Below are 26,231 nucleotides of genomic sequence, written 5' to 3' on the forward strand. Positions count from 1 at the left end.
CCGCACTATCTGTCGGCTGTGGAACCCGGCAGCCGGACGCGGAAGACGGTGCGGCCCGGCCGGCTCTCCACCTCGACGCCGCCGTGGTGCGCCTCCACCACCGCCGCCACGATCGCCAGGCCGAGACCGGTGCTGCCGTGCTCGCGGGACCGGGAGCTGTCACCCCGGGCGAACCGTTCGAAGACCTCGCCCTGCAACTCGGGCGGGATCCCCGGCCCGTCGTCGGCGACGCTGAGCTCCACGCCGCCGGACACCCGGGCCAGCCGGGTGGTCACCGTGGTGCCGGACGGGGTGTGCACCCGGGCGTTGGCCAGCAGGTTCGCCACCACCTGGTGCAGCCGGACGGCGTCGCCGGGCACGTCGAGCACCTCGTCAGGCAGGTCGAGCTGCCAGCGGTGCTCCGGGCCGGCCACGTGCGCGTCGCTGACCGCGTCGACGATCAGCGCGGTCAGGTCGACCGGCTCGGCCACCAGCGGCCGGCCGGAGTCCAGCCGGGCGAGCAGCAGCAGGTCGTCGACGAGGCTGGTCATCCGGGTGCTGGCCGACTCCACCCGGCGCAGCGCGTGCGCCACGTCCGGCGGCACCCGGTCCCGGCCGCGCCGGGCCACCTCGGCGTAGCCGCGGATCGCGGCCAGCGGCGTACGCAGCTCGTGGCTGGCGTCGGCGACGAACTGGCGTACCCGGGTCTCGCTGGCCTGCCGCGCGGCGAGCGCGGCGGCGACGTGCCCCAGCATCCGGTTCAGCGCCGCCCCCACCTGCCCGACCTCGGTGCGCGGGTCGGTGTCGCCCTCGGGCACCCGCACCGACAGGGCCACCTCGCCGCGGTCCAGCGGGAGCTCGGTGACCCGGGCGGCGGTGGCGGCGACCCGGTGGAGCGGGCGCAGCGTGGCCCGCACGATCAGCGCGCCCAGGGCACCGGCGACCAGCAGGCCGGCGGCGGCGACGCCCGCCTGGGCGGCGACCATCCACCAGACCGTCTCGTGCACCCCGGCCAGCGGGATCGCGAAGACCAGCACGTCGCCGTCGGGCACCTGCCGGGCCGCCGCCCGGTAGTCGCCCCGATCGCCCAGGTCGACGGTGCGCGGCCGCCCGTCGGTGGGTAACCGGGTCAGCGCCGACAGGTCGGCGGTCGGCAGGGCTTCGGCCGGACCGGAGCTGCTGCGGATCCGCGCGGACGCCACACCGCCGTCGACGACCTTCGCCGCGATCGAGTCGGGCGGGAAGCCGGCCGGCGGCTCGGGAACCCGCTGACCGTCGACCCGCTGCCGCTCGGCGAACTGCCGGTACCAGGGCGGGGGTTCCTGCTGCCGGCGGTCGTCGAGGGTGAGCTGGTTATCGACCTGGACCACCAGGAAGTGCCGCAGGGCCACCGTGGTCAGGCCGCCGATGGCAATGCTGACCAGGGCGAGCAGCGCCACCACCGCGGCGACCAGGCGGGTCCGCAGGGACCGCCCGGCCAGCCAGGTACGCAGCCGGCCGCCCCGGTCACTCCGCGGGCTTGAGGACATACCCCGCGCCGCGCAGCGTGTGGATCATCGGCGCCCGTCCCACGTCGATCTTCTTCCGCAGGTACGAGATGTAGAGCTCCACGACGTTGGCCTGCCCACCGAAGTCGTAGTTCCAGACCCGGTCGAGGATCTGCGCCTTGCTCAGCACCCGGCGCGGGTTGCGCATCAGGTAGCGCAGCAGCTCGAACTCGGTGGCGGTGAGGGTGATCAGGTCGCCGCCGCGGCGCACCTCGTGGCTGTCCTCGTCCAGGCTGAGGTCACCGACGGTGAGCACGGCGTCCTCGCGGGCGGCCACGGCGAAGCCGGAACGGCGCAGCAGGGCGCGCAGCCTGGCGATCACCTCCTCCAGGCTGAACGGCTTGGTGACGTAGTCGTCGCCGCCGACGGTCAGCCCGGCGATGCGCTCCTCGACCGCGTCCCGGGCGGTCAGGAAGAGCACCGGCACGGTCGGGGCCTGCTCGCGCAGCCGGCGCAGCACCTGGAAGCCGTCGAGGTCGGGCAGCATCACGTCGAGGACCACGGCGTCCGGCTGGAACTGCCGGGCGGCGCTCAGCGCGTCCATCCCGTTGCCGGCGCTGCACACCTGCCAGCCCTCGTAGCGCAGGGCCATCGACAGCAGGTCAGTCAAGGTGGGCTCGTCGTCGACCACCAGGACCCGGACCGGCTCGCCGTCCGGGCGACGGAGTTCGATCCGGTGCTGCGCTGCCTGCCCCTGGATCACCATGCCGTTACCTTTCAGTGCGCTCTGGCAAGCACACGGTTGGCAGTCCCGCCTTGCGGCGGGACGGTCCCGGTCTGACTGGCGGATGCCGTGCCGGGTTCACGCTTCACAGCCACCTGCCCGCGTACGCGGGTCTTCTGGTCGGCTCCACGTCCTGCCACCGGGCCACTCCCGGCGGTGTCGAACTGCGCCGCCAGGGCGGCCAGGTTCGCGGCGGCGTTGCGGTCGCGGTCCATGACCAGACCGCACGCCTCGCAGTGGTATTCACGCTCGGACAGGGACAGCTTGGCTTTCGCCGCGCCACAACCCGAGCAGGTCTTGGAGGACGGATACCAGCGGTCGGCCACCAGCAGCCGGCCACCATTCCACGAGGTCTTGTACGCCAGGTGGCGGCGGATCTCCGCGAATCCGGCGTCAGCGATGTGCTTCGCGAGACGCCGGTTGGCGAGCATCCCGGTGACGTTGAGGTCTTCGACCACGATTGTGGCGTGATTCAGGGCGCGGGCGAGGGCGTCCAGGCCGGTGTTGAACGCCTCCTTCGAGCATTCCCGCCACCACGGCGCGACGTCGACCTTCGCGGCATTCCACGCCTTACGCAGCGCGGGAAGCGACCACGACATCGCGGGGGTGAGCTGGTCGTCCGGCACGCCGTAGGTGCGCTCGGCGGCCCGCTGATCCATGACCGCCTTGACCCGGGCAAGCGCCCAGTTGTGTGCCACCCGGGCCGCCCCGGCGTGCGCGAGCACGTCACGCTCCTGCCCCGGGCTGAGGTCCAGGGCGAACCGGTACGCCTGGATCGTCTTCACGCCGGGCCCTCTGTGGCGGCCTCCACGGCGCGGCGGGCGCGATTCGCGCCGTCGCGGCGACCGTACAGGCGAGCGCACAACGACGCCAGGATCTCAGTGACGTCGCCCACCAGGTCGTCGTCCACCTCAGCCGAGTCGACCACCAGCAGCCGGCGGCCCTGCGCGGCGAGAACGGCTTCGACGTACTCGGCATCGAAACGCGCGAACCGGTCACGGTGCTCGACCACGATGGTCGACACGGCAGGATCGCGCAGGCGCCGACGTGCGGTCGCATACGAGACGCCTGTCGCCCCTGCCCACTCCTTCAAATTCACGCCGTCACTCCAGCAAGCTTACGAGCACTCCTGACTACCGACACGCCAGCAGTTGTCAACCCCCATCGTAGGCGCCACGCCTGGCGCCGACCTGTGCGCATCCTGTGCGCCAGCTGTCCGACGTGGGCTCGACGGTACCCGGACCGGCGTGGCGGCGCCCCGGCCGGCGGCTGGCCGATGGCGGCCGAGAACGCGCGGACCCCGGTCCGGTCCGACTGCACGGCAGGCCGGTGACGGCTACTCGCTCGCCCCGACCGGATAGGTGCGCACGAAGCGCATCGTCCAGACGCCGCTGCCGTCGCGCCGGTCCCGCGCGTAGAGGTGGTCCGGCCCACCGCCCGGCGCCGGGTCGGCGTCCGGGTGCCGCATGACCCAGCGCTCCGGCGGGTCGCCGCCTGGGTCGGCGGGCACCTCCCGAACCAGGTCGTGGGCCGGCCCGCCGACGAAGCGTACGGTCACCTCGCCCATCCGCGTCCCCCTCCGTGAAACGCCGCCCGCACCAATCCGCCGGACGCCCCTGGCTGGCAAGCTACCGCACGGCGGTCGGCCCCGAGCCCGCTCCGGGCCGACCCGCCCACGGGTTTGCCCTGCTGAGAGCGCGGGTACCGGCTCGGCAACGGCGGACCCACACGGGGCCACCCGGTACGAAAATAGACAGGAGCGGGTCGATGAGGACGCTGGCCGGGCGGTACCAGCTCGCACAGCGCATCGGCCTGGGCGGGATGTCCGAGGTGTGGCGCGCGCACGACCTGGTGCTGGACCGGCCGGTCGCGGTGAAGCTGATGTCTCCCGGTCAGCAGAGCGAGGAGAGCTCGGTCGAGCGGATCCGCGCCGAGGCGCGCAACGCCGCCCGGCTGGTGCATCCCAACGTGGCCAGCGTGCACGACTTCGGCACCTCGACGATGCTGCCCGGCCGGAAGGCGCCGTACATCGTGATGGAGCTGGCCGAGGGCGAGACGCTCGCCGCGCACCTGCGCGCCGGGCCGCTGGACTGGCGGATCGCGGTCCGGGTCTGCGCGGAGGTGGCGGCCGCGCTGGCCGCCGCGCACGCGCACGGCATCGTGCACCGCGACGTGAAGCCGGCCACCCCGGCGGCCGACATGTAGGCCCTCGGCGTGCTGCTCTACTACTGCCTCACCGGCCGCCTGCCGTACGCCGCCGGGACGACCGCGACCCAGCTGGTGGGCGCCTGCCGGCGGGTCGCGGCGGAGCCGCTGCCGCCGATCGAGAGGCTGCCGCCGGAGGTGGCCGAGCTGTGCCGGCACTGCCTCGACGACGAACCGGCCCGCCGGCCGACCAGCCTGATGGCCGCGCTGCTGCTGGCCGAGGTGGTCGACGCCCGGGTGTACCTGCCGATGCTGGCCTCGATGCCCCGACCCCGCAGCGCCCCGGTCCCGGCGTGGACCGAGCGCGCCGCGACGGAGGCGACCGAGGCGGTCGCCCTGGCCGACTGGTCCCGCACCGGCCCCGCCTGACCGGTGTTTCACCCGATCGAGGCCGGGAACCCGGGCCGGTGACTGACGGGAGGAACGCGATGCCGGATCCGAGTTCCTGGCTGAACGAGGCCACCGCGACCGCTTCGGGCGGTCACGTACGCACCGACGACGGCGGCTGGTCCACGGCGCTGGCGTCCCCGCTCGCGCCGCACTGCACGGGCCTGACGCCCGAGCAGTTGCTGGCCGCCGCGTTCGCGTCCTGCCTGCACCACGCGGCGGTCGAGGCGGCCGGCGAGATCACCGACGAGGCGCACACCGTGCAGGTGACCGCCGAGGCGAAGCTGGGCCGCGACGACGACGGCCGGTACCGGGCGGACGTGCACGCCTCCATCTCGTCCGTGGGCCTGAGCCGCGAGCAGCTGGCCGACCTGGTGGCGTACGCGGACCGGATCTGGCCCTTCTCCAGCGGCGACACCAGCCGGCACCGGTTGACCGTCACGCCCGCCGACGGGCGCCGCTGAGTCACCAGCGGAAGCCGGCGGTCACCGCCCGGTGGTCGGAGTCCGGCGTGCGCAGCACGTGGGCTGCGGTGGGGGTGAGACCGCGGTAGAGCACGTGGTCGGGTCGGGTGACCGGCACCGACGCGGGCCAGGTGAACCCGAAGCCCTGGCCCGCATCGGCCTGGGCGTCGCCGAGCAGGCGGGTCAGCGGGGCGAAGACCCGGTCGGTGGTGGCGGTGTTCAGGTCCCCGAGCACCAGCAGCCGGTCGGCGGGGTCCGACCGGACCACCCGGGCCAGGGTCCGGACGGTCTCGTCCCGGGTGACGGTGTTCCCGGCGCGGGCCGATCCGAGGTGCACCACGTAGACCACCAGGTCCCCGCGCGGGGTGGCGACGACCGCCCGCAGGCCGCGGGTCCAGCCGAGCCCGGTGTCCACTCCGGCGAAGTCCCGGATCGGGTAGCGGCTCCACAGCGCGACGGTGGAGACCGACGCCCGGTGCGGATAGCGCTGCCGCAGATCGGAGGCGAGCCCGTCGGCGTCGTCGACCTCCTGTAGCGCGATGAGGTCGACGCCGGCCTCGGCGAGCGGGGCCACCGTGGCGGCGGGGTCCGGATTGCCCGCGCGCAGGTTCTGGCTGGCCACCCGGATGCCCGCTGGACCGGTGCCGGCGGCCGGGGGCAGCCAGGTGCTTCCGTACATCAGCGCCCAGACGGCCGCGGGAAGCCCTACGGCCACCAGCGCCCGCCGGGAGCGGCGCAGCAGCGCGGCCAGGGCCAGCACCGGCACCCCCAGGCCCAGCAGCGGCGTCACGCTGTCGAGCAGGCTGCCCAGGCCGTGCACGTTCGGCACCGCGCGGTGACCGGCCAGCACCGCCGCGAGCAGCCCCGCGAGCAGCAGCACGACGAGTCCACGCCGGTCACCGGGGCGGTGCGCGGCACCGCGGACGGGCTCGTCGATCATGCTGTCGGTCACCGTCCGCATCGTACCGAGCTGGTGCCGGGGCGACGGCGACAATACGGGCACCGGCCGCGACCGGAGCTTCCGCCACGCGGTGGGCCGGCGGCTCGGCGGTACGGCCGGCGACTGTCACCCGAAGGGATGAGCGCCGGCCACGCCGCCTGCGCGATCGAGGTGCGCCTGGTTCCTCCGGTAGCTCCCGACATCAGCGATAAGTAGGACTGGAGAGGTTGGTTCCGTTCCCGGCACAGCGGCGGTAATGCCTGGTCGGATCATGGCAAATTGTGGCGCATGCCACCAATGACCCCGGTGGCAAGCGCCGGCCGACTCTCTAGCCTCGGCGGGTGCTTCCCGACGACTCCCCTCAGCAGCAGCTGCCCGAGACCCGACCGGGTGCCCGTTCCACCGATGCCCCATCGGGCGAACGGAGGATCGGCCGGCATCGCGCCCCGGAGCCGGCCCGCCGGGGGACCCGGGCGCTGCTGGCCTCGGCCCCCGCCCGGGTGGCCCTCGCCTGCGGCGTGACCTGCTGTCTCGGCCTGGTGGCGTTCGCCGGCGCGCACGACACCGGCCGGCGCGGGGAGCCGGTCAGCGAGGTGCTGGCCGACCGGGCCGCAGCCGCCGACCGCGCCTCCCGCTCGCTGGACCGGGGCGCCTCGCCCGTCGCCGTCCCCGTCACACCGATCCCCCCGGCCAGCCCCAGCCCGTCGGCGACCGGGCAGCCGAAGCCGAAGCCGAAGCCGAAGAAGCCGGCCAGGCCCAGCCGTCCCCGGCCGGTCGCCGGTCTCACCCAGGCGCAGATGGACAACGCGAAGGTGATCGTCGACGTCGGCGTCGACCTGAAGGTGCCCCGGCGCGGCCTGATCGTCGCCATCGCCACCGCGCTGCAGGAGAGCGACCTGTACAACCTGGCCAGCGACGTGCTGCCCGAGTCGTACGACCACCCACATCAGGGCAGCGGCTCCGACCACGACTCGGTCGGGCTGTTCCAGCAGCGCCCCAGCAGCGGCTGGGGCACGGTGGCCCAGCTGATGCGCCCCGCGTACGCGGCCGGGGCGTTCTACGCGGCGCTCGCCGAGGTGCCCGGCTGGCAGGAGTTGAGCGTGACCGCCGCGGCCCAGGCGGTGCAGATCTCGGCGTTCCCCGACGCGTACGCCCCGCACGAGCAGCGGGCCACCACGGTGGTGGTGGCACTGACCTGAGGCCTCCCGCGCTCAGGCCACCCGGGTGCCCGGTTCCGGCCGCTGCACCGACGCCTCGGTCACGCCGGCGGCGGCCCGGGTCGCCGGGACACCGCCCGTGGACGCGGCGGCGGTGGGCGTGTCGGCCGGCACCGCCTCGACGGCCACACCGGCCAGGATCTGGTCCACCCGGGCCTCCCGGCACCGCCGCTCGTGCAGCGCCGCCTCGAACTCGCGGCGGGCCTGCACCGCCTCCGCGTACACCCGCTCACGGACCCGCCGGGCCTCCTCGCGCGCCGCGTCGAGCTCGCTGCGGGCCTGCGCCAGGATCTCGGCGGCCTCCCGCTCGACCGCCGAAGCGGCCCCCTGGGCCGCCGCCGCGTCGACGTCGGTGGGTGAACCCTCGCGGTCGACCAGGCCGCGCAGCAGGGTCGCCTCCTGCCGGATCTGGTCCCACTCCCGACCCGCGCCGGCGGCGACCTCCGCCCGCGCCGCGAGCCGGGTCAACCGGACCCCGAGCTCGTCGAGGCAGGAATCGACCTGCCGCTGGTCGTAGCCGGTCTCAACGACGAAGAACCTCATACTGTCGCCCCCCAGGCAGCTGGTACGTCTTTCCCCAGTTCGATCCTCGCGGCTACCGCTCGGCAGCGAGGATGTTCGGGAAAAATGTTCAGCAACTGAGTGGCGACCGGGAGCGCCGTCCCGGGCGTGGGCAGCGGGCGGTCAGGAGCGCTTGGGTCGCACGACCACCCGACCGAAGAACTCGTCGATGCGGCGGGCCACGTCGTTGAAGTCGTCCAGGTCGATCGGTTTGGTCACGTACGCGTTGGCCTGCAGCGGGTAGCTGCCGAGAATGTCGGTGTCCGCGTTGGAGGTGGTCAGCACGACGATGGGGATGGTCCGCAGGTCGTCGTCCTGCTTGACCGCGCCGAGCACCTGCCGGCCGTCCATCCGGGGCATGTTCAGGTCGAGCAGGATCACGTCCGGGCGCCGGGCCTCGGTGTGCCGCCCCTCGCGGCGGAGGAACTCCATCGCCTCCTGGCCGTCGCTGACCACGTCGATGACCTTGTCGATCTCGGAGTCCTCCAGCGCCTCCTCGATCATCAGCACGTCACCGGGGTCGTCGTCGACAACGAGGATGCGGACGAGGTTCGCGGCGCCTTGACCCATGGGGGTGTACCTGTCTCATGTCGGGCGGTGGGACCGCACGGTCACCCGCTGGCGGAATCTGGCCGATCAGAGAGCGTCCTGCGACGCCTGGTCCGCCGTGTCCGGTTGGTATCTGAGCACGTCCGCCAGCCCGGTGACCTGGAGCACCCGGTCCACCCGGCGGGTGGCCCCGGTCAGCCGCAGCCACCCCCGTCGGCGGCGACCCGATTGTCTCCCCGGACCAACGCCGCGATGCCGGTGGAGTCGCAGAAGGTCAGCTCGGTGAGGTCGAGCAGCAGGTGCCGGGCGCCACCGGCGACCAATTGGTCGATCATCTCGTTGAGCTGACAGGCGGTGCTCATGTCCAGCTCACCGACGAGCCGCAGGTGCAGCCACCACCATCGTGCGGGGTGTGCGTGACGATGAACGTCAACGTCGTCCCTCTCGCTCGCACCGCAGGCCAACCCTTGCAGTGGAGCACGTATACGCAGGGGCCTACGGACGGCGGCACCGCCGCGATCGGCCGGGTGGACCCGGCGCCGGCCGGGGCGTCCCGGCCGGGCAGGGGCAGTACGCGCGCGCCGTCGCCGACCAGGTGCGCGAGGCCGGCTGGGGGAGCCGCCCCGGATAGGGGTGGCCCCCGACCCTGGGACCAGGGGCCGGGGGCCGGGGGCCGGCAGGAAGGTCTAGGTGGCGACGGCCGGTTGCAGCCGCGGCCCGCCCTCGCGCAGGCCGGCCGACGACGGTGGTTCGACGTCCTCGGGACGACCGGAATCGGGTGTCTGGAACAGGTACCGGACGAAGTCCCCCCCAACCTCGTTGACGTCCGATCCGGGCCACTGGCCGGCGCAGTCCACGCCCACCACCTCACGGCCGGAACCGTCGGTCTCCTCGAGAAGCGCCCACAGGCTCACCGGGTAGCACCGGGTCGCCTCCGGGCCCACCTGCCATCGCGCGTACCAGCCGGGTCGGGCGGGGACGATCTCGACGATCCTCTTCATGACGACCTTCCCTTCCGCGTTCCTCGGAAGACTTCCGGTCCCCCCGATCGTGCGGCCCGGACGGGTGAGCGGGGCTCACCCCCGGCGAGTGAACCCCCCGACCGGGTTCGGCCCGTTACCTTCCGCCCGGCGGCGGGAACGCGGCGGCAGACGAGGTGAACCCGAAGGAGCGAGGTGCGAGCATGCGCAAGCAGATGGAGGGCGACAACCAGCGCCGCCGGGCCCTGGCCCGCCAGGCCCGCGAGCAGGGTCGACAGCCGAGCGAGGCCGGCACCAGCCTGAGCGCGTCGAAGCAGCTCACCAGCCTGGACCGGGGTCGACGGTCCGGTCCCCCGCCGGCCGGCCGGCACAAGCCGGACACCTCCCGGGGCGGGCCGGCGCCACCGCCGACGGCGGTGGCGACGGCGAACCGCCCCCTGCCGGAACCCGGGCAGGGCACTCCGGAGGTGACCTTGATGGGCTACCGCGAGCTGGTCGGCGAGGTCAGCCGGCGCGCGGGGGTGGACTTCCGCACCGCCAAGGTGGGCGCGGAGGCGACCGTGCTCGCGCTGGCCTGGGCGCTGGACGAGGCGGAGCGCGAACGGCTGCTGGCGGCGGTTCCGGTGAAGTTGCACGACGTGGTGCCGGTCGACGGCATCGAGCGGCACCGGGACCTGCCCGGCTTCCTGGCCGAGGTGGGCCGGATCAGCGGGCGTAGCCCGGAACAGGCGCGGTACCAGGCGCAGGCGACGCTGGCCGCGCTGGCCGACCACGACGGCGACCTGATCGACTCGCTGGACGTTCCGGACGGGTTGCGCGATCTGCTCGGGCCGCCGGCACCCGGTGGTGGCCTGGTCGGCGCGCACAGCGCCGCCGCTCCGCTCACCGAGGCGGAGCTGCGCGACGCCCTGGACGACCTGCCGTACTGGTCCAGCGACCGCCGGTCGCTGGTGCGGACCATCGAGCTGCCCACCGGCAACCTGGACCGGGTGCTCGACCGGCTCGACCAGCTTCGCGTGGAGACCGGTCGCGGGCCGCAGATCGGCCGACCCGACTCGGACAACGCGGTGCTGACCGTCCGCAGCCGCACGGTCGACGCGGTGACGGCCGCCGACGTGGACCTGGCGCACCGGGTCGACGACGCCATCGACGAGGCCGGCGCCGGCATGGCCGCCGGCTGAGCCGCGCCGGCCGGGCCGGTGGGCTCTCCGCCCGCCGGCCCGGCCGGCTCGGCCGAGGCAGCTGATGATGTGTCCGACTCACCCACGCGCGGCTGAGTCGGACGCGTCATCAGCTCCACAGCGTCCTGCGGACCCGATCGCCCGTGGCGGCGCGGCCCGCGTAGCGCCGTCGCCTGTGGCGCCGGCGCCGACCGCGGGCCCGCCGTCGGTTAGCGTGCCGGCATGGACAGCGAGGCGGACGACCGGCTGGAACTGGTCGTCGACCCCGCGCGCCGGACCGGACGGACGCTGCTCGCCGGGGGCGTCGCCCAGTCGTACGTCGACGTCGCCGACCCCCGCCACCTGCACTTCGAGTACGTCCGGCGGATGGCGGCCCTGGTCGACCTGGCCGCGCCGGCCGGGCTGCCCCGCGACGTGCTGCACCTGGGCGGCGGCGCGTTGACCCTGCCCCGGTACGTGGCGGCCACCCGCCCCGGATCGGCGCAGCGGGTCGTCGAACGCGACGCCGCGGTGGTGCGGCTGGTCACCGAGGAGCTGCCGCCTCCCCCACCGGTGGTAATCGAGGTCGCCGACGCGCGGGATGCCGTCACCTCGTCCGCGGCGGGCGCCTACGACCTGGTGCTGGCCGACATCTACCGGGCGGCGCGGATGCCCGGGCACGTGGCTGGCGTGGAGTTCGTGGCCGAGGTCGCCCGGACACTGCACCCCGACGGCATCTACCTGGTCAACGTCACGGACCTGCCCCCGCTGGTCTTCACCCGGGTGCAGGTGGCCACGCTGCGTGCGGTCTTCGCCGACGTCTGCCTGGTGGCCGACCGGCGGATGCTGCGCGGACGCCGGTACGGCAACGTGGTGCTGGCCGCCGCGCACCGCCCCGGCCGGCTTCCGGTTCGCCGGCTCGCCGCCCGGGTGGCCGCCGACCCGGTGCCCGGCGGCGTGCTGCACGGGTCGGACCTCGACGCGTTCGTCGGTGGGGCCCGCCCGGCCACGGACGCCACCCTCGGGGTGGGCTGACGGAGGGGCGGTTTCCCGGCCGCCGGCCCGGGTAGCCGCGCCGGATGAGCACCGCCGACGACCGGTCCACCGCCCGCAGGTCCCTGATCGTCATCGGTCTGGTGCTGGCCACCGCGCTCGGCCTGGCGCTGCTGTGGGCCACCCGCCGGGTGCTCATCTGGATCCTGGTCGCCGCGTTCTTCGCGGTCGCGCTGGCCCCACTGGTCGACCTTCTGCAACGCCGGTTGGTGCGACGCCGGGCGCTGGCCACGCTGCTGGTCTTCCTCGCCGCCTTCGTCCTGCTGGGCGGGGTGGCCGCGCTGATCCTGGTGCCGCTCGTGGAGGAGTTGGCCCGCTTCGTCGAGCAGGCCCCCGAGCTGCTGCGGGAAACCCGGGCGGGCCGCGGCCCCTTCGGCGAGCTGCTGGAACGCGTCGGGCTGCTCGGGTACGCCCGGCGGCACTCCGACCAGATCCAGCACTACGGTGGACAGCTGAGCCAGCCGGCGATCGGGCTGGTCCGAAGTGTGGTCGAGACCGTGGCGGGGCTGGTCACGGTCATCGTGCTGGCATATCTGATGGTTCTGGAGGCGCCGCTCATCACCCACGGCGTGCTCGGCCTGGTCGGGGACGGCGCGGCTCAGCGGCTACGCCGGATCGGGCGGGAGAGCTCCCGGGCCATCACCGGCTACCTCAGCGGGAACCTGCTGATCAGCGTGATCGCCAGCGGCCTGACGTACCTCGTGCTGGTCCTCTTCGGGGTGCCGTTCGCGGCGGTGATCGCGCTGCTGGTCGGGGTCGCGGACCTGATCCCACTGGTGGGGGCGACCCTCGGCGCGATCGTCGCGGCGGGCGCTGCCTTCCTACACTCCCCCACGGCGGGCGTGGTGGTGCTGGTCTTCTTCGTCGTCTACCAGCAGGTGGAGAACCACCTGCTGCAACCGGTCATCATGTCCCGGGCGGTCCGGTTGAACCCGCTGACCGTCCTGGTCAGCGCCCTGCTCGCCGCCGAGCTGGCCGGGCTGGTCGGCGCGCTGCTGGCCATCCCGGCCGCCGCGATCGGGCAGATCCTGCTGCGGGAGTTCGCCCCCACGGGGGTCCGCTCGCTGCCGGACCCCACCGAGCCACAGGCCGGCCGCTGAGGCTAGCCCGGCGCGGGGCGCGCGCCGGTCGGCTCAGCGCCGAACCGCCGGCACCTCCGGCGACGAGCTTTCCAGCGGTACGGCGTGCGCCGGCACCAGCCCGAGCTGGGTCGCCGAGCGGGGCAGCGCGGCGTCGAGCACCCAGTCCGCCCCGACCCGGGCCCGGTTGCCGGGCATCGCCAGCAGGTGGTATCCGCGGGTGACGGCCTTGGCCGGCAGCCCGGACAGCGAGACCTTCAGCGGGTTCGCCGCGGCGTCCTTACCGCCCAGGTCGACCACCCAGCCCAGGTCGTAATGCTTGTACGGCTTGCGCCCGCCGTGCCCGTACGAGGCGGCGATGTTCTGGGCGGCCAGCTTGCCCTGACGCTGCGCGTGCTGTGCGGTCATCGCGCAGATCTGTCCCGGGCGGGTCGGGTCCGGCACGGCCGCGGCATCGCCGCAGGCGTACACCTCGGGGAAACCAGGGACGGTGAGGTATTCGTCGACCACGAGCCGGCCCTTCTCGGTGCGCAGCCCGAGCTCGGCGACGAACGGGTCGGGGCGTACCCCGACGCACCAGACCAGCGTGCAGGTCGGGACGTACTCGCCGTCGGTGAGCTTCACCCCGTCGGCGGTGGCCTCGGCGACCGAGGTGCCCATCCGCACATCCACCCCCCGCCGGCGCAGCACCCGGTCGGCGGTGTCGGACATCCGCTTGTCGAGCTCGGGCAGCACCCGGGGCGCCACGTCGAGCAGCATCCAGCGGGGCCGGATGTTCAGCCGGGGCCGCTGGGCGTGCATCTTGTCGGTGAACAGCTGCCCGTGGGCGGCCACCTCGGTGCCGGTGTAGCCGGCGCCCACCACCACGAACGTGGCCCGGGCCCGCTGCTCGGCCGGGTCCTCGGCCTGCTCGGCCAGCTCGATCTGGCGGATCACGTGATCGTGCAGGTAGACCGCCTCGGGCACGCCGCGGAAGCCGTGCGCGTACTCGGTCACCCCGGGGATCGGCAACAGCTTGTTGACACTGCCCACGGCGAGCACCAGCCGGTCGTAGGCGAGCTTGCCCTGGTCACCCTCGGGTTGGGTGAAGCCCACCCAGCGGTTCTGCAGGTCGACCCGGTCGGCCTCGCCGACGACCACCCGCACGCCGTCGAGGGTGCCGGTCAACGGCACCGAGATCCGGGTAGGCTCCACGATCCCGGCCGCCACCTCGGGCAGCAGCGGCAGGTAGAGGAAGTAGTCGGTGGAGTTCAGCAGCACGATCTCGGCGCGGTTGCGGGCCAGCCGGCTCAATGTCTTCGCCGCGTGGTAACCGGCGAACCCGGCCCCCACGATCACCACACGAGGTTTCGTCATGCCCGCTCCCGTTCCCGTCGACCCGCCCGACAAACGTGCGGTCCGGCCCGCGAACCCGCCGTTGGGCTCTCTCGGGGTGCCGCCCCTGGAGAGGGCACGGCGGTCACAGTGTGGTCGTTCGCTCCGGACGCCTTCCGGCAGTTCCCTCTCTGGCCCTTGCAGCACGCCGCCATGAGCTTCGTAGCGCCGTATGCGGCGGTCCTCGGCGTAAGCCACAAGCAAGCAGTCGAGCGCATCAACTTCCATCTGGAGACCGGCGAGCTGGCAAGGCTGGTCGTCGACAATCAGGCGGTCGCGGCACTGGCCTTCACTCTTCATGGTGACTGGCAGGTGATTGCCTCCACGGACCCCAGCGCTCCCGTGGCCCTGGCGTCCAGCGGGCGCGACCGGCCGACTTTGCTGCGCGCGGCGGAGCTTGACGTCACGTAGCCCAGCTGCGACTGGCTCTTGGCGCGGCCGTATACGTGGCAGAACAGCCGGTCCGGGCTGGTCTGGGCGTCGGAGCGCAGCCACGGGCTGACGTCAACAGCAACGACGATCCGCCCGTCGGCGGCCCGCGGCACCGGCAGGCCCGCCACGCCGCGCCGCAGCCGAGCGACGTCGACCCGTCCGCTGCTCAACCCGTCGTACATCCCGCCGTGGCCACGGCGGTGCTCCGGTCGCGCGGGGGCCGGCGTTCGGCGCGCCGGCCCCCGGCGGTGGCAACCTCCCGACAGCGGTCAAGCCGGGGCGGTGACCGCCCAGCGCTCATGGTCGCGCCAGGCGCCGTCGATGAAGAGGTAGTCCGGCGAGAACCCCTCCTGCCGGAAGCCCAGCCTGCGGGCGACGCGCCTGGACGGCTCGTTGCCCGGCTGGATGTTCGCCTCGACCCGGTGCAGGCCGAGGGTGTCGAAGGCGTGCGCCAGCACCAGCCCGATCCCGGCCGAGGCGTGCCCGGTCCCGCGGTACGGCAGGAACGCGGCGTAGCCCATGAACCCGCCGCGCAGCGCACCCATGATGATCCCGCTGATGTTGACGTAGCCGGCGATCCCGCCGCTGGGCCGGTCGCAGATGAGGAAGCTCTGCTGGTCGCGGCGGCGCCCCTTGGCGAGGTACGCGGCGAACTTCTCGGCGGTGTCGGGGGCAGTCAGCCAGGGGTGGTGCAGGTCGCGGCTGCGGCGGGCGGCGGCGACGAACTCGGCCTCGTCGGCGGGACGCGGGCGGCGGATGCCGACCGGGCCGGCGCTGCGCAGGTATCTCACGGCGGACCACTCTGGTGCCGACGGCGGGTCTTGTCCAACCGGAAAGCGGGGTCGCTAGGGGACGGACCGACCCGTAAGGTGGGCCCGACCCCACCGCCGATCGGAGGCTGATCATGGGCACCGCTGCTCTCGGCACGATGCTGGCCTCCGCTTCGTCGCGGGCGATCCGGCGCGCCTGAACCCCGGTTCCTCCCGGGGTCCCGGACCCCCGTCGCCCGTCGCGAAGCGATGAAGTGACCCGCCGTCCGCGCGGGTCCTCCGTCATGGCGTGACCACGCCACCACATCGCTTCCGAGGGAGTCCTCGTGTTTCCGCAGTTCCCGTGCGGGCGCCTCCGCGTGCCCGCACCTCGTCACCTCCCCGGGCGGTCCCGATGACCGCTGTCACGGCTCGGCAGAGCCGCCTCGGCCCGGACTTCGCCCGGCTCTGGACCGCCAACGCCGTCTCCAACCTGGGCGACGGGGTGACCATGGTCGCCGGCCCGCTGCTGGTCGCCTCGATCACCGACGATCCGGCCGCAGTGGCCGCGGCGGCGCTCGCGCCGCAGCTGCCGTGGCTGCTCCTCGCCCTGGTCAGCGGGGCGCTGGTGGACCGCCTGGACCGGCGCCGGCTGGTCGTCACGGTCAACCTGGCCCGGGGGGCGGTGCTCGGCGCGCTCGCCGTCGCGGTGCTCACCGGGGTGGCCGGAGTGCCGCTGATCTGCCTGGCCTTCTTCCTGACCGGGGTCGGGGAGACGCTGGCCGACACCGCCTCCGCAGCGCTGCTGCCCTCGGTGGTCCCGGCGGAGCAGTTGGAACGGGCCAACAGCCGGCTCTTCGCCACCTTCGTGCTGGGCAACCAGTTCGCCGCGAAGCCGCTGGGGGCGTACCTGTTCGTGCTGGGGACGGCGCTGCCGTTCGCGGTCGACGCCGCCACCTTCGGCCTGGCCGCGCTGCTGGTCGCCCTGCTGCGCTGGCGGCCGGTGCCACCGGCCGAGCCGACCCCGGACGGCGGGGCACGGCGCTCGCTGCGCGCCGACGTCGCCGCCGGGCTGCACGCACTCTGGTCGGTACCGGTGCTGCGGGCCCTCGCGATCTGCATCGCGGTGATGAACGTGGCGTTCTGCGCCGCGTTCGCCGCGTTCGTGCTCTACGCCCGCCAGCGGCTGGGGCTCGGCGACGTCGGCTACGGCGTCCTGCTGACCGCGTCCGCCCTCGGCGGGCTGGCCGGCACGGCCCTGGCCACCCGGCTGCGGGCCCGGTTCGGCACCCCTGCCCTGCTACGGGCCGGCCTGCTCGTCGAGGTGGGCCTACAGCTCGTGCTCGCCACGACCCGGCAACCGTGGGTGGCCGGGGCGGCGCTGGCGGTCTGGGGCGTACACACCATGGTCTGGGGCGTGCTGGTGGTGTCGCTGCGGCAGCGGCTGGTCCCGGACCGGCTGCGCGGCCGGGTGGCCGGCGTCTACGCGCTGGCCGACCTGGGCGGGGCCGCCGTCGGCACCGCACTCGGCGGTCTGCTCGCCCAGACCACCGGCGCCATCACCGCGCCGTTCTGGGCGGCCGCCGGCGCGCTGACCGTGCTCACCGTCGCCGTCTGGCGACGGCTGGCCGTCGCCAGCGGCTGAGCGCGCCGGTTTCCGGTCGCCGCCCGCGGGGACCCGAACCCCCGGATCTTGGACGGTTGCCGTTCCTGTCGAGCGGTAACCGTCCAAGATCGGCGCTCAGTGCTCGCGGGTGAAGTGCCAGACGATGACGGCGGGGGTGGCGGTGTAGGCGGCGTCGGACGCCTCGGGCACCACCGGCGGGCCTGGGGTCCGCCGGCGTGCTCGCTGGCCGGCCAGCGCGGCTCGACGCACTGCGCCAATGCAAAACCGGCCGGGAGCGCGGCGGTCAGGTAGTCGCTGGCCAGCCGCCGGTACGCGGGGAGCAGGCCGCTCCGGTCCGACCGCGTGGGCGACCCCGCCGAGGTAGAGCAAGAGCACGTGGATGTCGGAGACGACCAGGTGGGCGCCCGGACGCAGGACCCGGGCGAACTCGCCCATCACCCCGATCAGGTCCGGCACGTGGGCCAGGGCGAGCCCGCACACCACCAGGTCGACGTCGCCGTCCGGTACGGGCAGCCGCCGCAGGTCGCCCTCGACGAGCTCCGCGCCGGGCACGTTGACCCGAACGCGGGCCCGCATCTCCGGCAAACTGGGGGCGGCGCCCGGCGGCCCCGCATACCCAGAAAGGGACGACGCCAGTCGAGGCGAGGTGAGCAGCGTCAGAGCCGACCCGGCTGCTCGAGCGGCATCGGCACCTGGAGGAAGGTGGCGCCGCGCAGGTCCAGCCAGGCCCGGTCGGGCGCCCGGACCAGCCGCAGCGTCACCTCGGAGCAGACCGGGCAGCGGGCGACCAGCCCGGGCGCGTGGGAGAAGACGTGCAGCCCGGCCATCGGGCCGACCGTCCCGCAGGACTGGCACCGCGAGGTCGCGGCGCTCAGGTCGACGGCGAACAGCTCGCGCAGCGGGCCGTCGAGCATGTTGCCGTCCAGGTAGGACATGTCGGTCATCGGGTCTCCTCGGGCGTTCAACCGGTGGGGCCGAACCGTTCGGTGCGCACCCGCCTGGTCTGGTGCCCCAACCCCACCAGCAGGTCCGCCACGGTCTCCACGAAGCCGGTGGGGCCGCAGACGTAGCAGAGTGGTTCGAGGTCGGGCGGCCAGCCGTGGTTGTTCACGTCGACCAGGCCGATCCGGTGCGGCGGGCCCCGCCACCCGTCGGGCGCCTGCCGGGTGTACACGTACGCCACGTCCAGCCCCTGGTCGTCGCGGGCACGGCGGCGCAGCTCGGCGGCGTAGAAGACGTCGGCCGGGGTGCGGATGGAATAGATCAGCCGGAACGGCGTCCGGCTGCCGGCGCCGCGCCGGGCCCGGATCATCGCCATCAGCGGCACCACCCCGGAGCCCCCGGCGACCAGCAGCATTGGCGCGGTCTCCGCCGGCCGCCAGACGAAGTACCCGCCGAGCGGGCCGCGCACCTCCACCGGGTCGCCCTCGGCGTAGGTGTCGAGCAGGTACGGCGACACCTCGCCGTCGGGCACCCGCTGCACGGTCAGTGCGATCCGGTCGCCGTCGGCCGGCGAGGCCAGCGAGTACGACCGGGCAGCCTGGTAGCCGTCCTCGGCGGTCAGCCGGACGTCGACGTGCTGCCCGGCCAGGTGCGCGGGCCAGCCCGGCACCTCCAGGACCAGGGTCTGCGCGGACGGCGTCTCGACCCGGCGCTCCACCAGCCGGGCCACCCGCCACGTGCCCGGCGCGCTCAATCGCCGGCGTAGCGCTGTTCGCGCCACGGGTCCCCGTAGTCGTGGTACCCGGCGGTCTCCCAGAAGCCGGGCTGGTCGTCGACGAGCAGGCGGACGCCGCGCACCCACTTCGCCGACTTCCAGAAGTAGTGGTGCGGCACCAGCAGTCGGGCCGGACCGCCGTGCTCGGCCGGGAGCGGCCCGCCCTCGTACGTGTGCACCACCCAGGCCTGCCCGCCGCGCAGGTCGTCCAGGGGCAGGTTGGTGGTGTAGCCGCCGTAGGAGTGGGCCAGCGCGTACCGGGCGGTGGTGTCCACGCCGTCGAGCAGGGTGTCCAGGGAGACGCCCTGCCAGCTGGTGCCGAGTTTGGACCAGTGGGTGACGCAGTGGATGTCGACCGTCGGCGTCTCCTGCGGCAGGCCGGCCATCTCGTCCCAGGTCCAGCGGTACTCGGCGCCGGTCTCGGTGCTGAGCACGAACTCCCAGGTGTCCAGCGGCACCTTCGGCGTCGGGCCCGCCGACAGCACCGGGAAGTCCTCTGTCAGGTACTGCCCCGGCGGCAGGGCCGGCCCGCTCGAGCGGCGCCGGCCCTGGAAGCCCGGTGACACGATTCCCACCCGTCAGTCGTACCACCGCCGGCCCCACGGGCGGGGGCGTTCCCGCGTACCCCGGCAGTGAACGGGCGGGCACGGAGCCGGCGGCGACCGCAGGGTGACCGCCGCCTGCGCGACCGGCGTCAGTTCCGCTCGGAGACGACCTGACGATCGCCGGGGGCCCGGTCGCGGGTGACCCGCAGGCTGGTGATGGTGACGACGACCAGCACGCCGATGATCACGCCGAGGGAGGCCAGCGTCGGGATCTGCGGTACGCCGGGCCAGCTGCCGTGCGCCCAGTGCAGGCCGAGCTTCAGGCCGACGAAGGCGAGGATGATCGCCAGGCCGTAGCTGAGGTGCACCAGCCGGCTCAGCGCGGCGTGCAGCACGAAGTAGAGCGCGCGCAGGCCGAGCAGGGCGAAGGCGTTGGTGGCGAAGACCAGGTACGGATCCTCGGTGATGCCGTAGACGGCGGGCACCGAGTCGACCGCGAAGACGATGTCGGTGGCCAGCACCGCGACCACCACCAGCGCGAACGGGGTGAGCGCCCGGCGGCCCTGCTGCCGGATCGTCATCCGGGTGCCGTGGTAGTCGTCGACCACCGGCATCACCCTGCGCAGCAGCCGGACCGACCGCATCGTGTTGATGTCGACCTCCTGCTCGTGCCCGGAGAGGGCGTCGCGCAGCAGCTTGATCGCGGTGACGATCAGGATGACGCCGAAGAGCAGGAAGGCGAAGTCCAGGGTCTGCAGGGCGGCTGCGCCGAGGGCGATGAAGACCGCGCGCAGCACCAGCGCGCCGGCGATGCCGTACAGCAGCACCCGCTGGGCGAGCACGGCGGGCACGGCGAAGGCCGCCAGCAGCAGCATGAAGACGAACAGGTTGTCGACCGAGAGGGACTTCTCGACCAGGTAACCGGTCAGGTACTCCACGCCCTGCTGGGAGCCGAAACGCGACCAGATCCAGGCGCCGAAGGCCAGCGGCAGCGCGACGTAGAACGCCGACCAGCCGAGGGCCTCCCTCATCGACACCTCGTGCGGGCGCCGGGTGACCAGGAAGTCCAGCACCAGCAGGGCGAGCACGCCGGCGATGGTCACCACCCAGAGCGTGGGCGTGCCGACCGATGACAACTCACCGGCGGACAGGTACGACAAATCGGTCATGGAGTCTCCTCGAACACCGTGTCATGTTCGAGGTCTCCTTCACCCGCGATCTCGCGGGCAACCACCCGAGGCGTGCCCTGGGCACGCCGTACTGACCGGCATGGTTCGTGGGAAGTACTCCCCTCGTGCGTCAAGGCTAGGTCAGGCTCACCCCGCACGCCAAGTCCAGCCGGGGCTGGTTGCCCTGACCAACCGCTGGATGCTGGCCAGTCGCGGGCGCGACGCAATGACCCGGGTGGGCCTATCGTGGCGCGATGACCGACGACGCCCCCGCCACCCCGGTCGGCCCCCTCACCGGTGTACGCGTGGTCGAGCTGGCCGGCATCGGGCCCGGCCCGTTCACCGCGATGATGCTCGCCGACCTCGGCGCCGACGTGGTCCGGGTGGACCGCACCACCCCGGCCGACTTCGGCAGCCCCCCGGAGGACCTGCTGCACCGCAACCGCCGCTCCATGGCGGTGGACCTGAAGTCCGACGCCGGGCGCGAGGTGGCGCTGGCCCTGGTGCGCGGCGCGGACGCCCTGATCGAGGGGTACCGGCCCGGGGTGACCGAACGCCTGGGCCTGGGCCCGCGGGAGTGCCTGGCGGTCAACCCGCGCCTGGTGTACGGGCGGATGACCGGCTGGGGCCAGGACGGCCCGTACGCGCACACCGCCGGCCACGACATCGACTACCTGGCGCTGACCGGCGCGCTGCACGGCATCGGCCGGGCCGGTGAGCGCCCGGTGCCGCCGATGAACCTGCTCGGCGACTTCGGCGGCGGCGGGATGATGCTGGCCCTCGGCGTCGTCGCCGCCCTCTACGCCGTCCGCGCCGGCGGCCCCGGCCAGGTGGTCGACGCGGCCATCGTAGACGGCGTGTCGGTGCTCAGCGCCCAGGTCCACGCGCTGCGCCGGCTCGGCATGTGGCAGGACCGGCGCGGGGTCAACCTGCTCGACGGGGGCGCGCCGTTCTACGACACGTACGAGTGCGCCGACGGACGGCACCTCGCCGTCGGCGCCCTGGAGCCGCGCTTCTACGACGAACTGGTCCGGCTCACCGGTTTCCCGCTCCCCGGCGACGAGGCCCTCGACCGCCTCGACCCCGCCAACTGGCCGGCGCTGCGCGAGGCCTGGGCGCGGCTGTTCCGCACCCGCACCCGGGACGAGTGGGCCGAGCTGCTGACCACCTCGGACGCCTGCGCGGCGCCGGTGCTGGACTGGGGCGAGGCGCCGGAGCACCCGCACCTGCGGGCGCGGGGCACGTTCGTGGAGCACGCCGGAGTCACCCAGCCCGCCCCGGCACCCCGGTTCTCCGCCACCCCCACCTCGGTACGCCGACCCCCGCCCCGGCCCGGCGAGCACACCGACGAGCTGCTGGCCGAGGCCGGCTTCGACGCCGACCGGATCGCCGCCCTGCGTGCCGCTGGCGCGGTGGCCTGAACCAGCCGGCGCGGTGCCCTGAACCAGCCGGCGCGGCGGCCTGAACCAGCCGGCCGGTATCCCGCGCGGCGCCGGGCGGTGCGGGCGGCCACTCAGGCGCGGCGCAGCACGCTCGCGCCCGGGGTGAGCGCCGGCTCCACCATCTCCCGGTAGTCGCGCGGCAGCTGCGTGACCACGTCGTCGAACTCGCCGCCACTGACCGCCTCCCGCAGGGTGATGAAGACCGCCCGGACGCCGGCCCGGGCCGCCGCCTCGTCGACGCCGGCCCGCTGCCCGACCCGGGCGAGGAACTCGGCGGCGCCGAACCGCTGGGCCGCCTCCACGCTCGGGCTGGGCTTGAGGACCAGCTGCAACGGGGCGGGCAGCTGGATGGCGAGGTCGAGCACCTCGCCACCGGTCATCCGCTCGGTCAGGGTCTCCAGCGTCGCGTGGGTCAGCTCCACGGCCCGGTCGGAGCTGATCCGGGCCCGCCGCGCGACCTGGTCCACGAAGGTGTCGTAGTTCATCGGGGCGCTCCCTTCGGCGTCGGAGGCGTCGGGTACCCGGCGCCGGGCGGCGGAAACGGCGGCAATTTGCCGCCCCGGTCGGGGCGTGAGCCCGAACCGGACGGGTAACCGCCGCCCGTCGTGACCGGATCGAGGCGCGCGAGGGAGCTCACGCCATGGCGAGTTACACCGACGTCCTGCAGTACCTGTCCAGCCTGGACTACCCGGCGGAGAAGGCCGACGTCGTGCGCGAGGCCGAACGGGAGGGCGCCCCGCCGGAGGTGCTCCAGGCGTTGCGCGCGCTACCGCCGGTGGACTACGCCAACGGCAGCGAGGTGGCCCGCTCGGCCGGTATCGACGCCGCACCGGAGCTCAGCCCGGCCCAGCGGGCCGCGCAGGCCCGGAACAGGCACCCGCGGGTCTCGCAGCACCTGCGCGGCATCTGAGCCGCCGGGGCGCGGTGCGGGCAGCCACCGGGCGACCGAGGTGCGTGCGGTGACCGGCCGGAGGCCGGACGGGCACACCCCGGTCGCCGTCCAGCTCACCGTGATGGGCGTGGTCGGGCTCTGCGTCGGCGGGCTGTTCGCCGTGCTGGTCCGCCCCCGGGTGGCTCCGCTGGTCGGCTGGGATGCGGCAGCGGCGAGCTGGCTGGTGCTGGTGTGGCGGAAGCTCCTGCCGCTGGACGCCGGGCGCACCGAGGCGCTGGCGGTCCACGAGGACCCCAACCGGGCCATCCGGGACGTCCTGCTGCTGGTCGCCTGCGTGGCCAGCCTGCTGGCGGTCGTGCTGGTGCTGGCCAGCGCACGTTCCGCCGGGCCCGGGTTGCACCAGGCCGCGTTCGGCGGGTTGGGCGTGCTCAGCGTGGTGCTGTCCTGGTTCGTCGTGCACACCGTCTTCACCGCCCGATACGCGCGGATCTACTACACCGGCCCGGACGGCGGGGTGAACTTCAACCAGGTCGGCAAGCCCTGCTACGTCGACTTCGCGTACGTGGCGTTCACCGTCGGGGCCACGTTCCAGGTCTCCGACACCAACCTGACCAGTCAGGCGATGCGCCGGGCGGTGCTGGGGCACGCCCTGCTGTCGTACCTCTTCGGAGCGATCATCATCGCCGCGACGGTGAACCTGCTGGCCGGCCTGGCCGGGTGAGGTGTCGGGGCGTACCGGCGGCGACGGAGACAGGCGGGCGCCCCGGGCCACGAACCGCGACCTGGGGCGCCACGCGTACCTGTCCCTGGCGGTTCCACGCCCGAACCGGGTCGCGTACCGCCAGGCGGTGGATGTTCGCCCGAACCGGGCGGGCATCGCTGCCACGATCATCATACGACACAACATCACCCGTACGGCTGATTTTGCCGAGACTGTGGGCGAGGGCACCTGGCCTCAGCGGGTCACCTCGGCGTACCGCTGCTCCAGGTCGACCCGGGCGAGCGCGCCGACCAGCCACGCCAGCCGCTCCGACTCGCCGCTGCCGGCCAGCTCGGCCAGGTCGTCGGCGGACCGCCCGAGCCCCAGCCGGCGGGCCGCGGTCAACGCCCGCTTGTCGGCCACCGGCGCCACCTCCCGCCACAGCGCCTGCGTCTCGCGCAGGAACAGGTCGGCGACCTGATCGTCCACTGCGGGCAGCGCGGTGAGCAGCGCCCGCTCCCGACCCGGGTCGTGCCCGGCCGTCGCTCGCAACCGCCGCAGGTCGCCCCGGTAGCGCTCCACCACGGAACGGGCGAGGTCGCCGAGGAGGTCGGCCAACTCGTCGACGTCGCCGCGCTGGCCGGAGTCGCGCAACACGCGTACCCGGTCGGCCTTCAGGGAGCGGGCCAACCGGGCGGCGCTGTCCCAGCCGTTGGCGGGCAGGGCGTGGGCGCTGTCCAGGGCGCGCCGGAAGTCACCCCGGCGGGCCAGCAGCACCGCCAGGCAGAGCAGCTGGAACAGGCTCGACGGGTTGTTGGTCACCCGGAAGCCGTACTGCTCGGCGAAGCCGCGGCCGTCGCCGGCGAGCCGACGCACCAGCCGCTTCCTGTCCTCGATCGTCACACTGCGGGTCATGCCCCGCGACTACCCGCCCCGACCGTGGGCACGCCTCCCGCTCAGCCGCGTACGCCGCCGTGCCGGTCGCGGGCCTTGAGCCGGGTGGTCGGCATCTCCGGGGCAGGCAGCGGCGGGGCGTCGTCGTCCGCGACCACGCCGAACCGCCGGCCGGCCATCCAGTCCTCCCTGGCGGCGGCCACCTCCTCGTGCGAGCGGCCGACGAAGTTCCACCACATCACCAGGGGCTCGTCGAACGGCTCGCCGCCGAGCAGCATCAACCGGCTGCCTGCCCCGGCCCGCAGGTCCAGCCGGTCCCGCCCGGCGCCGAGGTAGAGCAGCGCGCCGGGGGCGACGTCCACGCCGTCGACCTGGGCGGCACCGGACATCGCCAGCAGGCCGTACTCGAAGTCGGGCCGCAGCGGCACCGTCCCCGCCGTGGCATCGCGGGCCTCGACCTGCACGCCGAGCAGCGGGGTGTGCACCACGGCCGGCGAGCGCTCGCCGCGCAGCTCCCCGACGAGCAGGGTGAGGTCCAGCTCGCCGTCGCGCCAACGGGGCAGCTCGGCGTGATGGGCGAAGTCGGCCCCGCCGGCCCGCGCCGGGTCCGGCAGCGCCACCCACAGCTGCACGCCGTGCATCACCGGCGGATGCGTGGCGGGCGACCGCTCGGAGTGGGCGATGCCGTGACCGGAGGTCATCACGTTGAGCTGGCCGGGGCGGATCGGCTGGACGTTGCCAAGGGTGTCCCGGTGCACGATCTCGCCGTCCAGCAGCCAGGTGACCGTCTGCAGGCCGGTGTGCGGGTGCGGCGGAACCTCCATGCCGGGCCGCTCGGCGACGTCGTCCGGGCCGAAGTGGTCGACGAAGCACCACGCGCCGACCATCCGGCGCTGGCGCTGCGGGAGCAGCCGCCGCACGGTGGTGTAGCGCCCGAGGGGCACGTCGTGGCCGGGCAGCAGCACGCTGCCCGGATCGACCGGGGCCACGCCGGGTGGTCGGGTCTGTGCCGGCAACGATTCGGTACGGTCCACCGCCCGACCCTATGCCGGCGGCGGTCGCGGGTGTCCCTGGTCGGCGCCGACTGTGACCCAGTTGGCGCCACCGATCAGGTCGACGTGGATCCGGTCGACCGAGCCCGGATCGCGTCGTCGGATACGCCGCTGGCCGGCACCCCTCGTTCGGGGTGCCGGCCAGCGTGTGGTGCGGTGGGTCAGCTGTTCCAGTGCTGGGCGACGAGGTCGGCGGCCTGCTGCTCCCACTGGGCGTAGGCGTCCGGGTAGGCCGACACCTGCACGGTCTGCGCGGCCTCGGTCAGCGGCATGTCCTTCCAGCCGTCGACCTGCTTCAGACCCTTCTCGAACGCCATCGTCGAGTACTCGGGGTCGGTGATCTGCTCGACCGTGCCCCACCCGCTGGAGGGGCGCTGCTGGAACAGGCCCAGCGAGTCGTGGTCGTTGCGGTCACCCAGGTGACCCAGGTTCTCCAGCTTCGACTCCTGCAGGCTGGTGGCGATCGAGATGACGGCGGCCCGTTCGTCCAGGCCCGACTTCTTCGTCGCGGCGATGATCGCCTTGGCGTTGTCGGTCTGCTCGCCGTTCGGGTCGATCCGGGACTGCGCGCCCTGCACACCGTGCGGGATCAGCTTGGCGTTGTCCACGGCCGGCTTGTCCGCCTGCACCACCGCAACCGACTTCATGTCGGCAGCCGGGGCGGCGTGGGCGCCGGTGGCCGGGCCGGCGAACACGCCACCGGCGAAAGCCAGACCAGCAATACCAAGAACGCTCTTACGCATGATCGTGTTCATGGGAGGTAGCTCCTTCGAGGGGGATTGGCACCACGACT

Annotated in this window: 30 protein-coding genes and 3 pseudogenes; 11 read left to right on the plus strand and 22 right to left on the minus strand. The window is 73.9% G+C overall.

Annotated features, from left to right (window positions below):
* Positions 1-5 precede the first annotated feature (5 nt).
* The 5 genes and pseudogenes from ABZ807_RS19820 to ABZ807_RS19840 form a co-directional block, all read right to left on the minus strand.
* Entirely contained in the window at positions 6-1,508 is a 1,503-nt protein-coding gene (locus ABZ807_RS19820) for an ATP-binding protein (protein WP_357159713.1), read from the minus strand.
* Positions 1,486-2,232 carry a response regulator transcription factor gene (locus ABZ807_RS19825; RefSeq protein WP_357159716.1) on the minus strand — a complete coding sequence of 249 codons (747 nt, stop codon included), beginning with the start codon at positions 2,230-2,232 and terminating at the stop codon, positions 1,486-1,488. Before ABZ807_RS19825 ends, ABZ807_RS19820 begins: the two co-directional genes overlap by 23 nt.
* An 11-nt stretch (positions 2,233-2,243) precedes the next feature.
* A complete protein-coding gene (locus ABZ807_RS19830; RefSeq protein ID WP_357159719.1) occupies positions 2,244-3,035 on the minus strand; it encodes an RNA-guided endonuclease TnpB family protein in 792 nt (263 codons plus the stop codon).
* Positions 3,032-3,283 (minus strand): annotated as a pseudogene (locus ABZ807_RS19835) (IS607 family transposase); the annotation flags it as partial. The pseudogene ABZ807_RS19835 and the gene ABZ807_RS19830, both read right to left, overlap by 4 nt.
* 303 nt (positions 3,284-3,586) lie before the next feature.
* Positions 3,587-3,817, minus strand: a complete 231-nt coding sequence (locus tag ABZ807_RS19840; RefSeq protein WP_357159721.1) for a hypothetical protein — start codon at positions 3,815-3,817, stop codon at positions 3,587-3,589.
* A 200-nt stretch (positions 3,818-4,017) separates the two neighbouring features.
* Between ABZ807_RS19840 and ABZ807_RS19845 the strand changes: the two are divergent.
* Together ABZ807_RS19845 and ABZ807_RS19850 are read left to right on the plus strand one after the other, a co-directional pair.
* Positions 4,018-4,824: pseudogene (locus ABZ807_RS19845) on the plus strand (serine/threonine-protein kinase).
* A gap of 59 nt (positions 4,825-4,883) precedes the next feature.
* Complete coding sequence (locus ABZ807_RS19850) at positions 4,884-5,306, plus strand: OsmC family protein (protein WP_357159724.1); 423 nt, start codon at positions 4,884-4,886, stop codon at positions 5,304-5,306.
* 1 nt (position 5,307) lies between these two features.
* Here the strand turns inward: ABZ807_RS19850 and ABZ807_RS19855 are convergent, their stop codons facing one another.
* On the minus strand, positions 5,308-6,258 hold the full coding sequence (locus ABZ807_RS19855; RefSeq protein ID WP_357159727.1) for an endonuclease/exonuclease/phosphatase family protein: 951 nt from the start codon (positions 6,256-6,258) through the stop codon (positions 5,308-5,310).
* Positions 6,259-6,587: 329 nt separating this feature from the next.
* Between ABZ807_RS19855 and ABZ807_RS19860 the strand changes: the two genes are divergently transcribed.
* Positions 6,588-7,445 (plus strand): hypothetical protein, encoded by an 858-nt coding sequence (locus ABZ807_RS19860; RefSeq protein WP_357159730.1) that lies wholly within the window; start codon positions 6,588-6,590, stop codon positions 7,443-7,445.
* 12 nt (positions 7,446-7,457) lie between these two features.
* Here the strand turns inward: ABZ807_RS19860 and ABZ807_RS19865 are convergent, their stop codons facing one another.
* The 4 genes from ABZ807_RS19865 to ABZ807_RS19880 form a co-directional block, all read right to left on the minus strand.
* On the minus strand, positions 7,458-8,006 hold the full coding sequence (locus ABZ807_RS19865) for an ATPase (protein ID WP_357159733.1): 549 nt from the start codon (positions 8,004-8,006) through the stop codon (positions 7,458-7,460).
* Positions 8,007-8,147: 141 nt separating this feature from the next.
* Positions 8,148-8,594 (minus strand): response regulator, encoded by a 447-nt coding sequence (locus ABZ807_RS19870; protein ID WP_357159736.1) that lies wholly within the window; start codon positions 8,592-8,594, stop codon positions 8,148-8,150.
* Positions 8,595-8,767: 173 nt separating this feature from the next.
* The gene (locus ABZ807_RS19875) at positions 8,768-8,935 is read right to left on the minus strand and encodes an STAS domain-containing protein (protein ID WP_357159739.1); all 168 of its coding nucleotides are present in this window, start codon (positions 8,933-8,935) and stop codon (positions 8,768-8,770) included.
* A gap of 324 nt (positions 8,936-9,259) precedes the next feature.
* A complete protein-coding gene (locus ABZ807_RS19880) occupies positions 9,260-9,574 on the minus strand; it encodes a hypothetical protein (protein ID WP_357159742.1) in 315 nt (104 codons plus the stop codon).
* Between the two features lie 182 nt (positions 9,575-9,756).
* Between ABZ807_RS19880 and ABZ807_RS19885 the strand changes: the two genes are divergently transcribed.
* The 3 genes from ABZ807_RS19885 to ABZ807_RS19895 all read left to right on the plus strand — a co-directional run bounded on the left by ABZ807_RS19885 (position 9,757) and on the right by ABZ807_RS19895 (position 12,866).
* Positions 9,757-10,734 carry a DUF2267 domain-containing protein gene (locus tag ABZ807_RS19885; protein WP_357159745.1) on the plus strand — a complete coding sequence of 326 codons (978 nt, stop codon included), beginning with the start codon at positions 9,757-9,759 and terminating at the stop codon, positions 10,732-10,734.
* A gap of 222 nt (positions 10,735-10,956) precedes the next feature.
* Positions 10,957-11,748 (plus strand): fused MFS/spermidine synthase, encoded by a 792-nt coding sequence (locus tag ABZ807_RS19890; RefSeq protein WP_357159748.1) that lies wholly within the window; start codon positions 10,957-10,959, stop codon positions 11,746-11,748.
* A gap of 44 nt (positions 11,749-11,792) precedes the next feature.
* Positions 11,793-12,866: an AI-2E family transporter gene (locus ABZ807_RS19895; protein WP_357159751.1), complete on the plus strand. Its 1,074-nt coding sequence runs from the start codon at positions 11,793-11,795 to the stop codon at positions 12,864-12,866.
* 33 nt (positions 12,867-12,899) lie between these two features.
* Here ABZ807_RS19895 and ABZ807_RS19900 read toward each other — a convergent pair whose 3' ends face one another.
* The gene (locus tag ABZ807_RS19900) at positions 12,900-14,201 is read right to left on the minus strand and encodes an NAD(P)/FAD-dependent oxidoreductase (RefSeq protein WP_357159754.1); all 1,302 of its coding nucleotides are present in this window, start codon (positions 14,199-14,201) and stop codon (positions 12,900-12,902) included.
* A gap of 171 nt (positions 14,202-14,372) precedes the next feature.
* Between ABZ807_RS19900 and ABZ807_RS19905 the strand changes: the two genes are divergently transcribed.
* Positions 14,373-14,630, plus strand: a complete 258-nt coding sequence (locus ABZ807_RS19905) for a hypothetical protein (protein WP_357159757.1) — start codon at positions 14,373-14,375, stop codon at positions 14,628-14,630.
* A 5-nt stretch (positions 14,631-14,635) separates the two neighbouring features.
* Here ABZ807_RS19905 and ABZ807_RS19910 read toward each other — a convergent pair.
* Positions 14,636-14,857, minus strand: a pseudogene (locus tag ABZ807_RS19910) (transposase); the annotation flags it as partial.
* A gap of 63 nt (positions 14,858-14,920) precedes the next feature.
* Positions 14,921-15,442: a GNAT family protein gene (locus tag ABZ807_RS19915; RefSeq protein ID WP_357159760.1), complete on the minus strand. Its 522-nt coding sequence runs from the start codon at positions 15,440-15,442 to the stop codon at positions 14,921-14,923.
* 373 nt (positions 15,443-15,815) lie between these two features.
* Here ABZ807_RS19915 and ABZ807_RS19920 point away from each other — a divergent pair, with 373 nt between their 5' ends.
* Complete coding sequence (locus ABZ807_RS19920; protein WP_357159763.1) at positions 15,816-17,045, plus strand: MFS transporter; 1,230 nt, start codon at positions 15,816-15,818, stop codon at positions 17,043-17,045.
* 96 nt (positions 17,046-17,141) lie between these two features.
* Here ABZ807_RS19920 and ABZ807_RS19925 read toward each other — a convergent pair whose 3' ends face one another.
* The 5 genes from ABZ807_RS19925 to ABZ807_RS19945 form a co-directional block, all read right to left on the minus strand.
* Positions 17,142-17,603, minus strand: coding sequence for a class I SAM-dependent methyltransferase (locus ABZ807_RS19925; RefSeq protein ID WP_357159766.1), 462 nt, complete (start codon positions 17,601-17,603; stop codon positions 17,142-17,144).
* An 80-nt stretch (positions 17,604-17,683) separates the two neighbouring features.
* Complete coding sequence (locus tag ABZ807_RS19930) at positions 17,684-17,971, minus strand: DUF6510 family protein (RefSeq protein ID WP_357159769.1); 288 nt, start codon at positions 17,969-17,971, stop codon at positions 17,684-17,686.
* 17 nt (positions 17,972-17,988) lie between these two features.
* Complete coding sequence (locus ABZ807_RS19935; protein ID WP_357159772.1) at positions 17,989-18,723, minus strand: ferredoxin reductase; 735 nt, start codon at positions 18,721-18,723, stop codon at positions 17,989-17,991.
* Positions 18,720-19,310, minus strand: a complete 591-nt coding sequence (locus tag ABZ807_RS19940) for a molybdopterin-dependent oxidoreductase (protein ID WP_357159991.1) — start codon at positions 19,308-19,310, stop codon at positions 18,720-18,722. The genes ABZ807_RS19935 and ABZ807_RS19940 overlap by 4 nt, the downstream gene beginning before the upstream one ends.
* A gap of 128 nt (positions 19,311-19,438) precedes the next feature.
* Positions 19,439-20,458 (minus strand): TerC/Alx family metal homeostasis membrane protein, encoded by a 1,020-nt coding sequence (locus tag ABZ807_RS19945; protein WP_357159775.1) that lies wholly within the window; start codon positions 20,456-20,458, stop codon positions 19,439-19,441.
* A 254-nt stretch (positions 20,459-20,712) separates the two neighbouring features.
* On the opposite strand from ABZ807_RS19945, the gene ABZ807_RS19950 reads away from it, so the two are divergent.
* Positions 20,713-21,879 (plus strand): CaiB/BaiF CoA-transferase family protein, encoded by a 1,167-nt coding sequence (locus tag ABZ807_RS19950; RefSeq protein WP_357159779.1) that lies wholly within the window; start codon positions 20,713-20,715, stop codon positions 21,877-21,879.
* Positions 21,880-21,971: 92 nt separating this feature from the next.
* Here ABZ807_RS19950 and ABZ807_RS19955 read toward each other — a convergent pair whose 3' ends face one another.
* On the minus strand, positions 21,972-22,385 hold the full coding sequence (locus tag ABZ807_RS19955; RefSeq protein WP_357159782.1) for a DUF2267 domain-containing protein: 414 nt from the start codon (positions 22,383-22,385) through the stop codon (positions 21,972-21,974).
* Between the two features lie 155 nt (positions 22,386-22,540).
* On the opposite strand from ABZ807_RS19955, the gene ABZ807_RS19960 reads away from it, so the two are divergent.
* Complete coding sequence (locus ABZ807_RS19960) at positions 22,541-22,810, plus strand: DUF2795 domain-containing protein (RefSeq protein WP_357159785.1); 270 nt, start codon at positions 22,541-22,543, stop codon at positions 22,808-22,810.
* A gap of 49 nt (positions 22,811-22,859) precedes the next feature.
* Positions 22,860-23,513 (plus strand): DUF1345 domain-containing protein, encoded by a 654-nt coding sequence (locus tag ABZ807_RS19965; protein ID WP_357159788.1) that lies wholly within the window; start codon positions 22,860-22,862, stop codon positions 23,511-23,513.
* Positions 23,514-23,747: 234 nt separating this feature from the next.
* Here the strand turns inward: ABZ807_RS19965 and ABZ807_RS19970 are convergent, their stop codons facing one another.
* From ABZ807_RS19970 to ABZ807_RS19980, 3 genes are all read right to left on the minus strand, one after another.
* The gene (locus tag ABZ807_RS19970; RefSeq protein WP_357159791.1) at positions 23,748-24,407 is read right to left on the minus strand and encodes a hypothetical protein; all 660 of its coding nucleotides are present in this window, start codon (positions 24,405-24,407) and stop codon (positions 23,748-23,750) included.
* A gap of 41 nt (positions 24,408-24,448) precedes the next feature.
* A complete protein-coding gene (locus ABZ807_RS19975; protein WP_357159794.1) occupies positions 24,449-25,420 on the minus strand; it encodes a pirin family protein in 972 nt (323 codons plus the stop codon).
* Positions 25,421-25,599: 179 nt separating this feature from the next.
* On the minus strand, positions 25,600-26,193 hold the full coding sequence (locus ABZ807_RS19980; protein WP_357159797.1) for a hypothetical protein: 594 nt from the start codon (positions 26,191-26,193) through the stop codon (positions 25,600-25,602).
* Positions 26,194-26,231 lie beyond the last annotated feature (38 nt).

It is taken from the genome of Micromonospora sp. NPDC047548, assembly GCF_040642975.1.
Lineage (GTDB): Bacteria > Actinomycetota > Actinomycetes > Mycobacteriales > Micromonosporaceae > Micromonospora.

Coding starts and splice junctions, on each gene's coding strand:
- ABZ807_RS19900 (WP_357159754.1), bottom strand. CDS start 14,201: ATGACGAAACCTCGTGTGGTGATCGTGGGGGCCGGGTTCGCCGGTTAC.
- ABZ807_RS19970 (WP_357159791.1), bottom strand. CDS start 24,407: ATGACCCGCAGTGTGACGATCGAGGACAGGAAGCGGCTGGTGCGTCGG.
- ABZ807_RS19895 (WP_357159751.1), top strand. CDS start 11,793: ATGAGCACCGCCGACGACCGGTCCACCGCCCGCAGGTCCCTGATCGTC.
- ABZ807_RS19850 (WP_357159724.1), top strand. CDS start 4,884: ATGCCGGATCCGAGTTCCTGGCTGAACGAGGCCACCGCGACCGCTTCG.
- ABZ807_RS19905 (WP_357159757.1), top strand. CDS start 14,373: ATGAGCTTCGTAGCGCCGTATGCGGCGGTCCTCGGCGTAAGCCACAAG.
- ABZ807_RS19930 (WP_357159769.1), bottom strand. CDS start 17,971: ATGACCGACATGTCCTACCTGGACGGCAACATGCTCGACGGCCCGCTG.
- ABZ807_RS19980 (WP_357159797.1), bottom strand. CDS start 26,193: ATGAACACGATCATGCGTAAGAGCGTTCTTGGTATTGCTGGTCTGGCT.
- ABZ807_RS19920 (WP_357159763.1), top strand. CDS start 15,816: ATGACCGCTGTCACGGCTCGGCAGAGCCGCCTCGGCCCGGACTTCGCC.
- ABZ807_RS19875 (WP_357159739.1), bottom strand. CDS start 8,935: ATGAGCACCGCCTGTCAGCTCAACGAGATGATCGACCAATTGGTCGCC.
- ABZ807_RS19865 (WP_357159733.1), bottom strand. CDS start 8,006: ATGAGGTTCTTCGTCGTTGAGACCGGCTACGACCAGCGGCAGGTCGAT.
- ABZ807_RS19950 (WP_357159779.1), top strand. CDS start 20,713: ATGACCGACGACGCCCCCGCCACCCCGGTCGGCCCCCTCACCGGTGTA.
- ABZ807_RS19925 (WP_357159766.1), bottom strand. CDS start 17,603: ATGCGGGCCCGCGTTCGGGTCAACGTGCCCGGCGCGGAGCTCGTCGAG.
- ABZ807_RS19820 (WP_357159713.1), bottom strand. CDS start 1,508: ATGTCCTCAAGCCCGCGGAGTGACCGGGGCGGCCGGCTGCGTACCTGG.
- ABZ807_RS19890 (WP_357159748.1), top strand. CDS start 10,957: ATGGACAGCGAGGCGGACGACCGGCTGGAACTGGTCGTCGACCCCGCG.
- ABZ807_RS19825 (WP_357159716.1), bottom strand. CDS start 2,232: ATGGTGATCCAGGGGCAGGCAGCGCAGCACCGGATCGAACTCCGTCGC.
- ABZ807_RS19880 (WP_357159742.1), bottom strand. CDS start 9,574: ATGAAGAGGATCGTCGAGATCGTCCCCGCCCGACCCGGCTGGTACGCG.
- ABZ807_RS19870 (WP_357159736.1), bottom strand. CDS start 8,594: ATGGGTCAAGGCGCCGCGAACCTCGTCCGCATCCTCGTTGTCGACGAC.
- ABZ807_RS19885 (WP_357159745.1), top strand. CDS start 9,757: ATGCGCAAGCAGATGGAGGGCGACAACCAGCGCCGCCGGGCCCTGGCC.
- ABZ807_RS19945 (WP_357159775.1), bottom strand. CDS start 20,458: ATGACCGATTTGTCGTACCTGTCCGCCGGTGAGTTGTCATCGGTCGGC.
- ABZ807_RS19840 (WP_357159721.1), bottom strand. CDS start 3,817: ATGGGCGAGGTGACCGTACGCTTCGTCGGCGGGCCGGCCCACGACCTG.
- ABZ807_RS19955 (WP_357159782.1), bottom strand. CDS start 22,385: ATGAACTACGACACCTTCGTGGACCAGGTCGCGCGGCGGGCCCGGATC.
- ABZ807_RS19960 (WP_357159785.1), top strand. CDS start 22,541: ATGGCGAGTTACACCGACGTCCTGCAGTACCTGTCCAGCCTGGACTAC.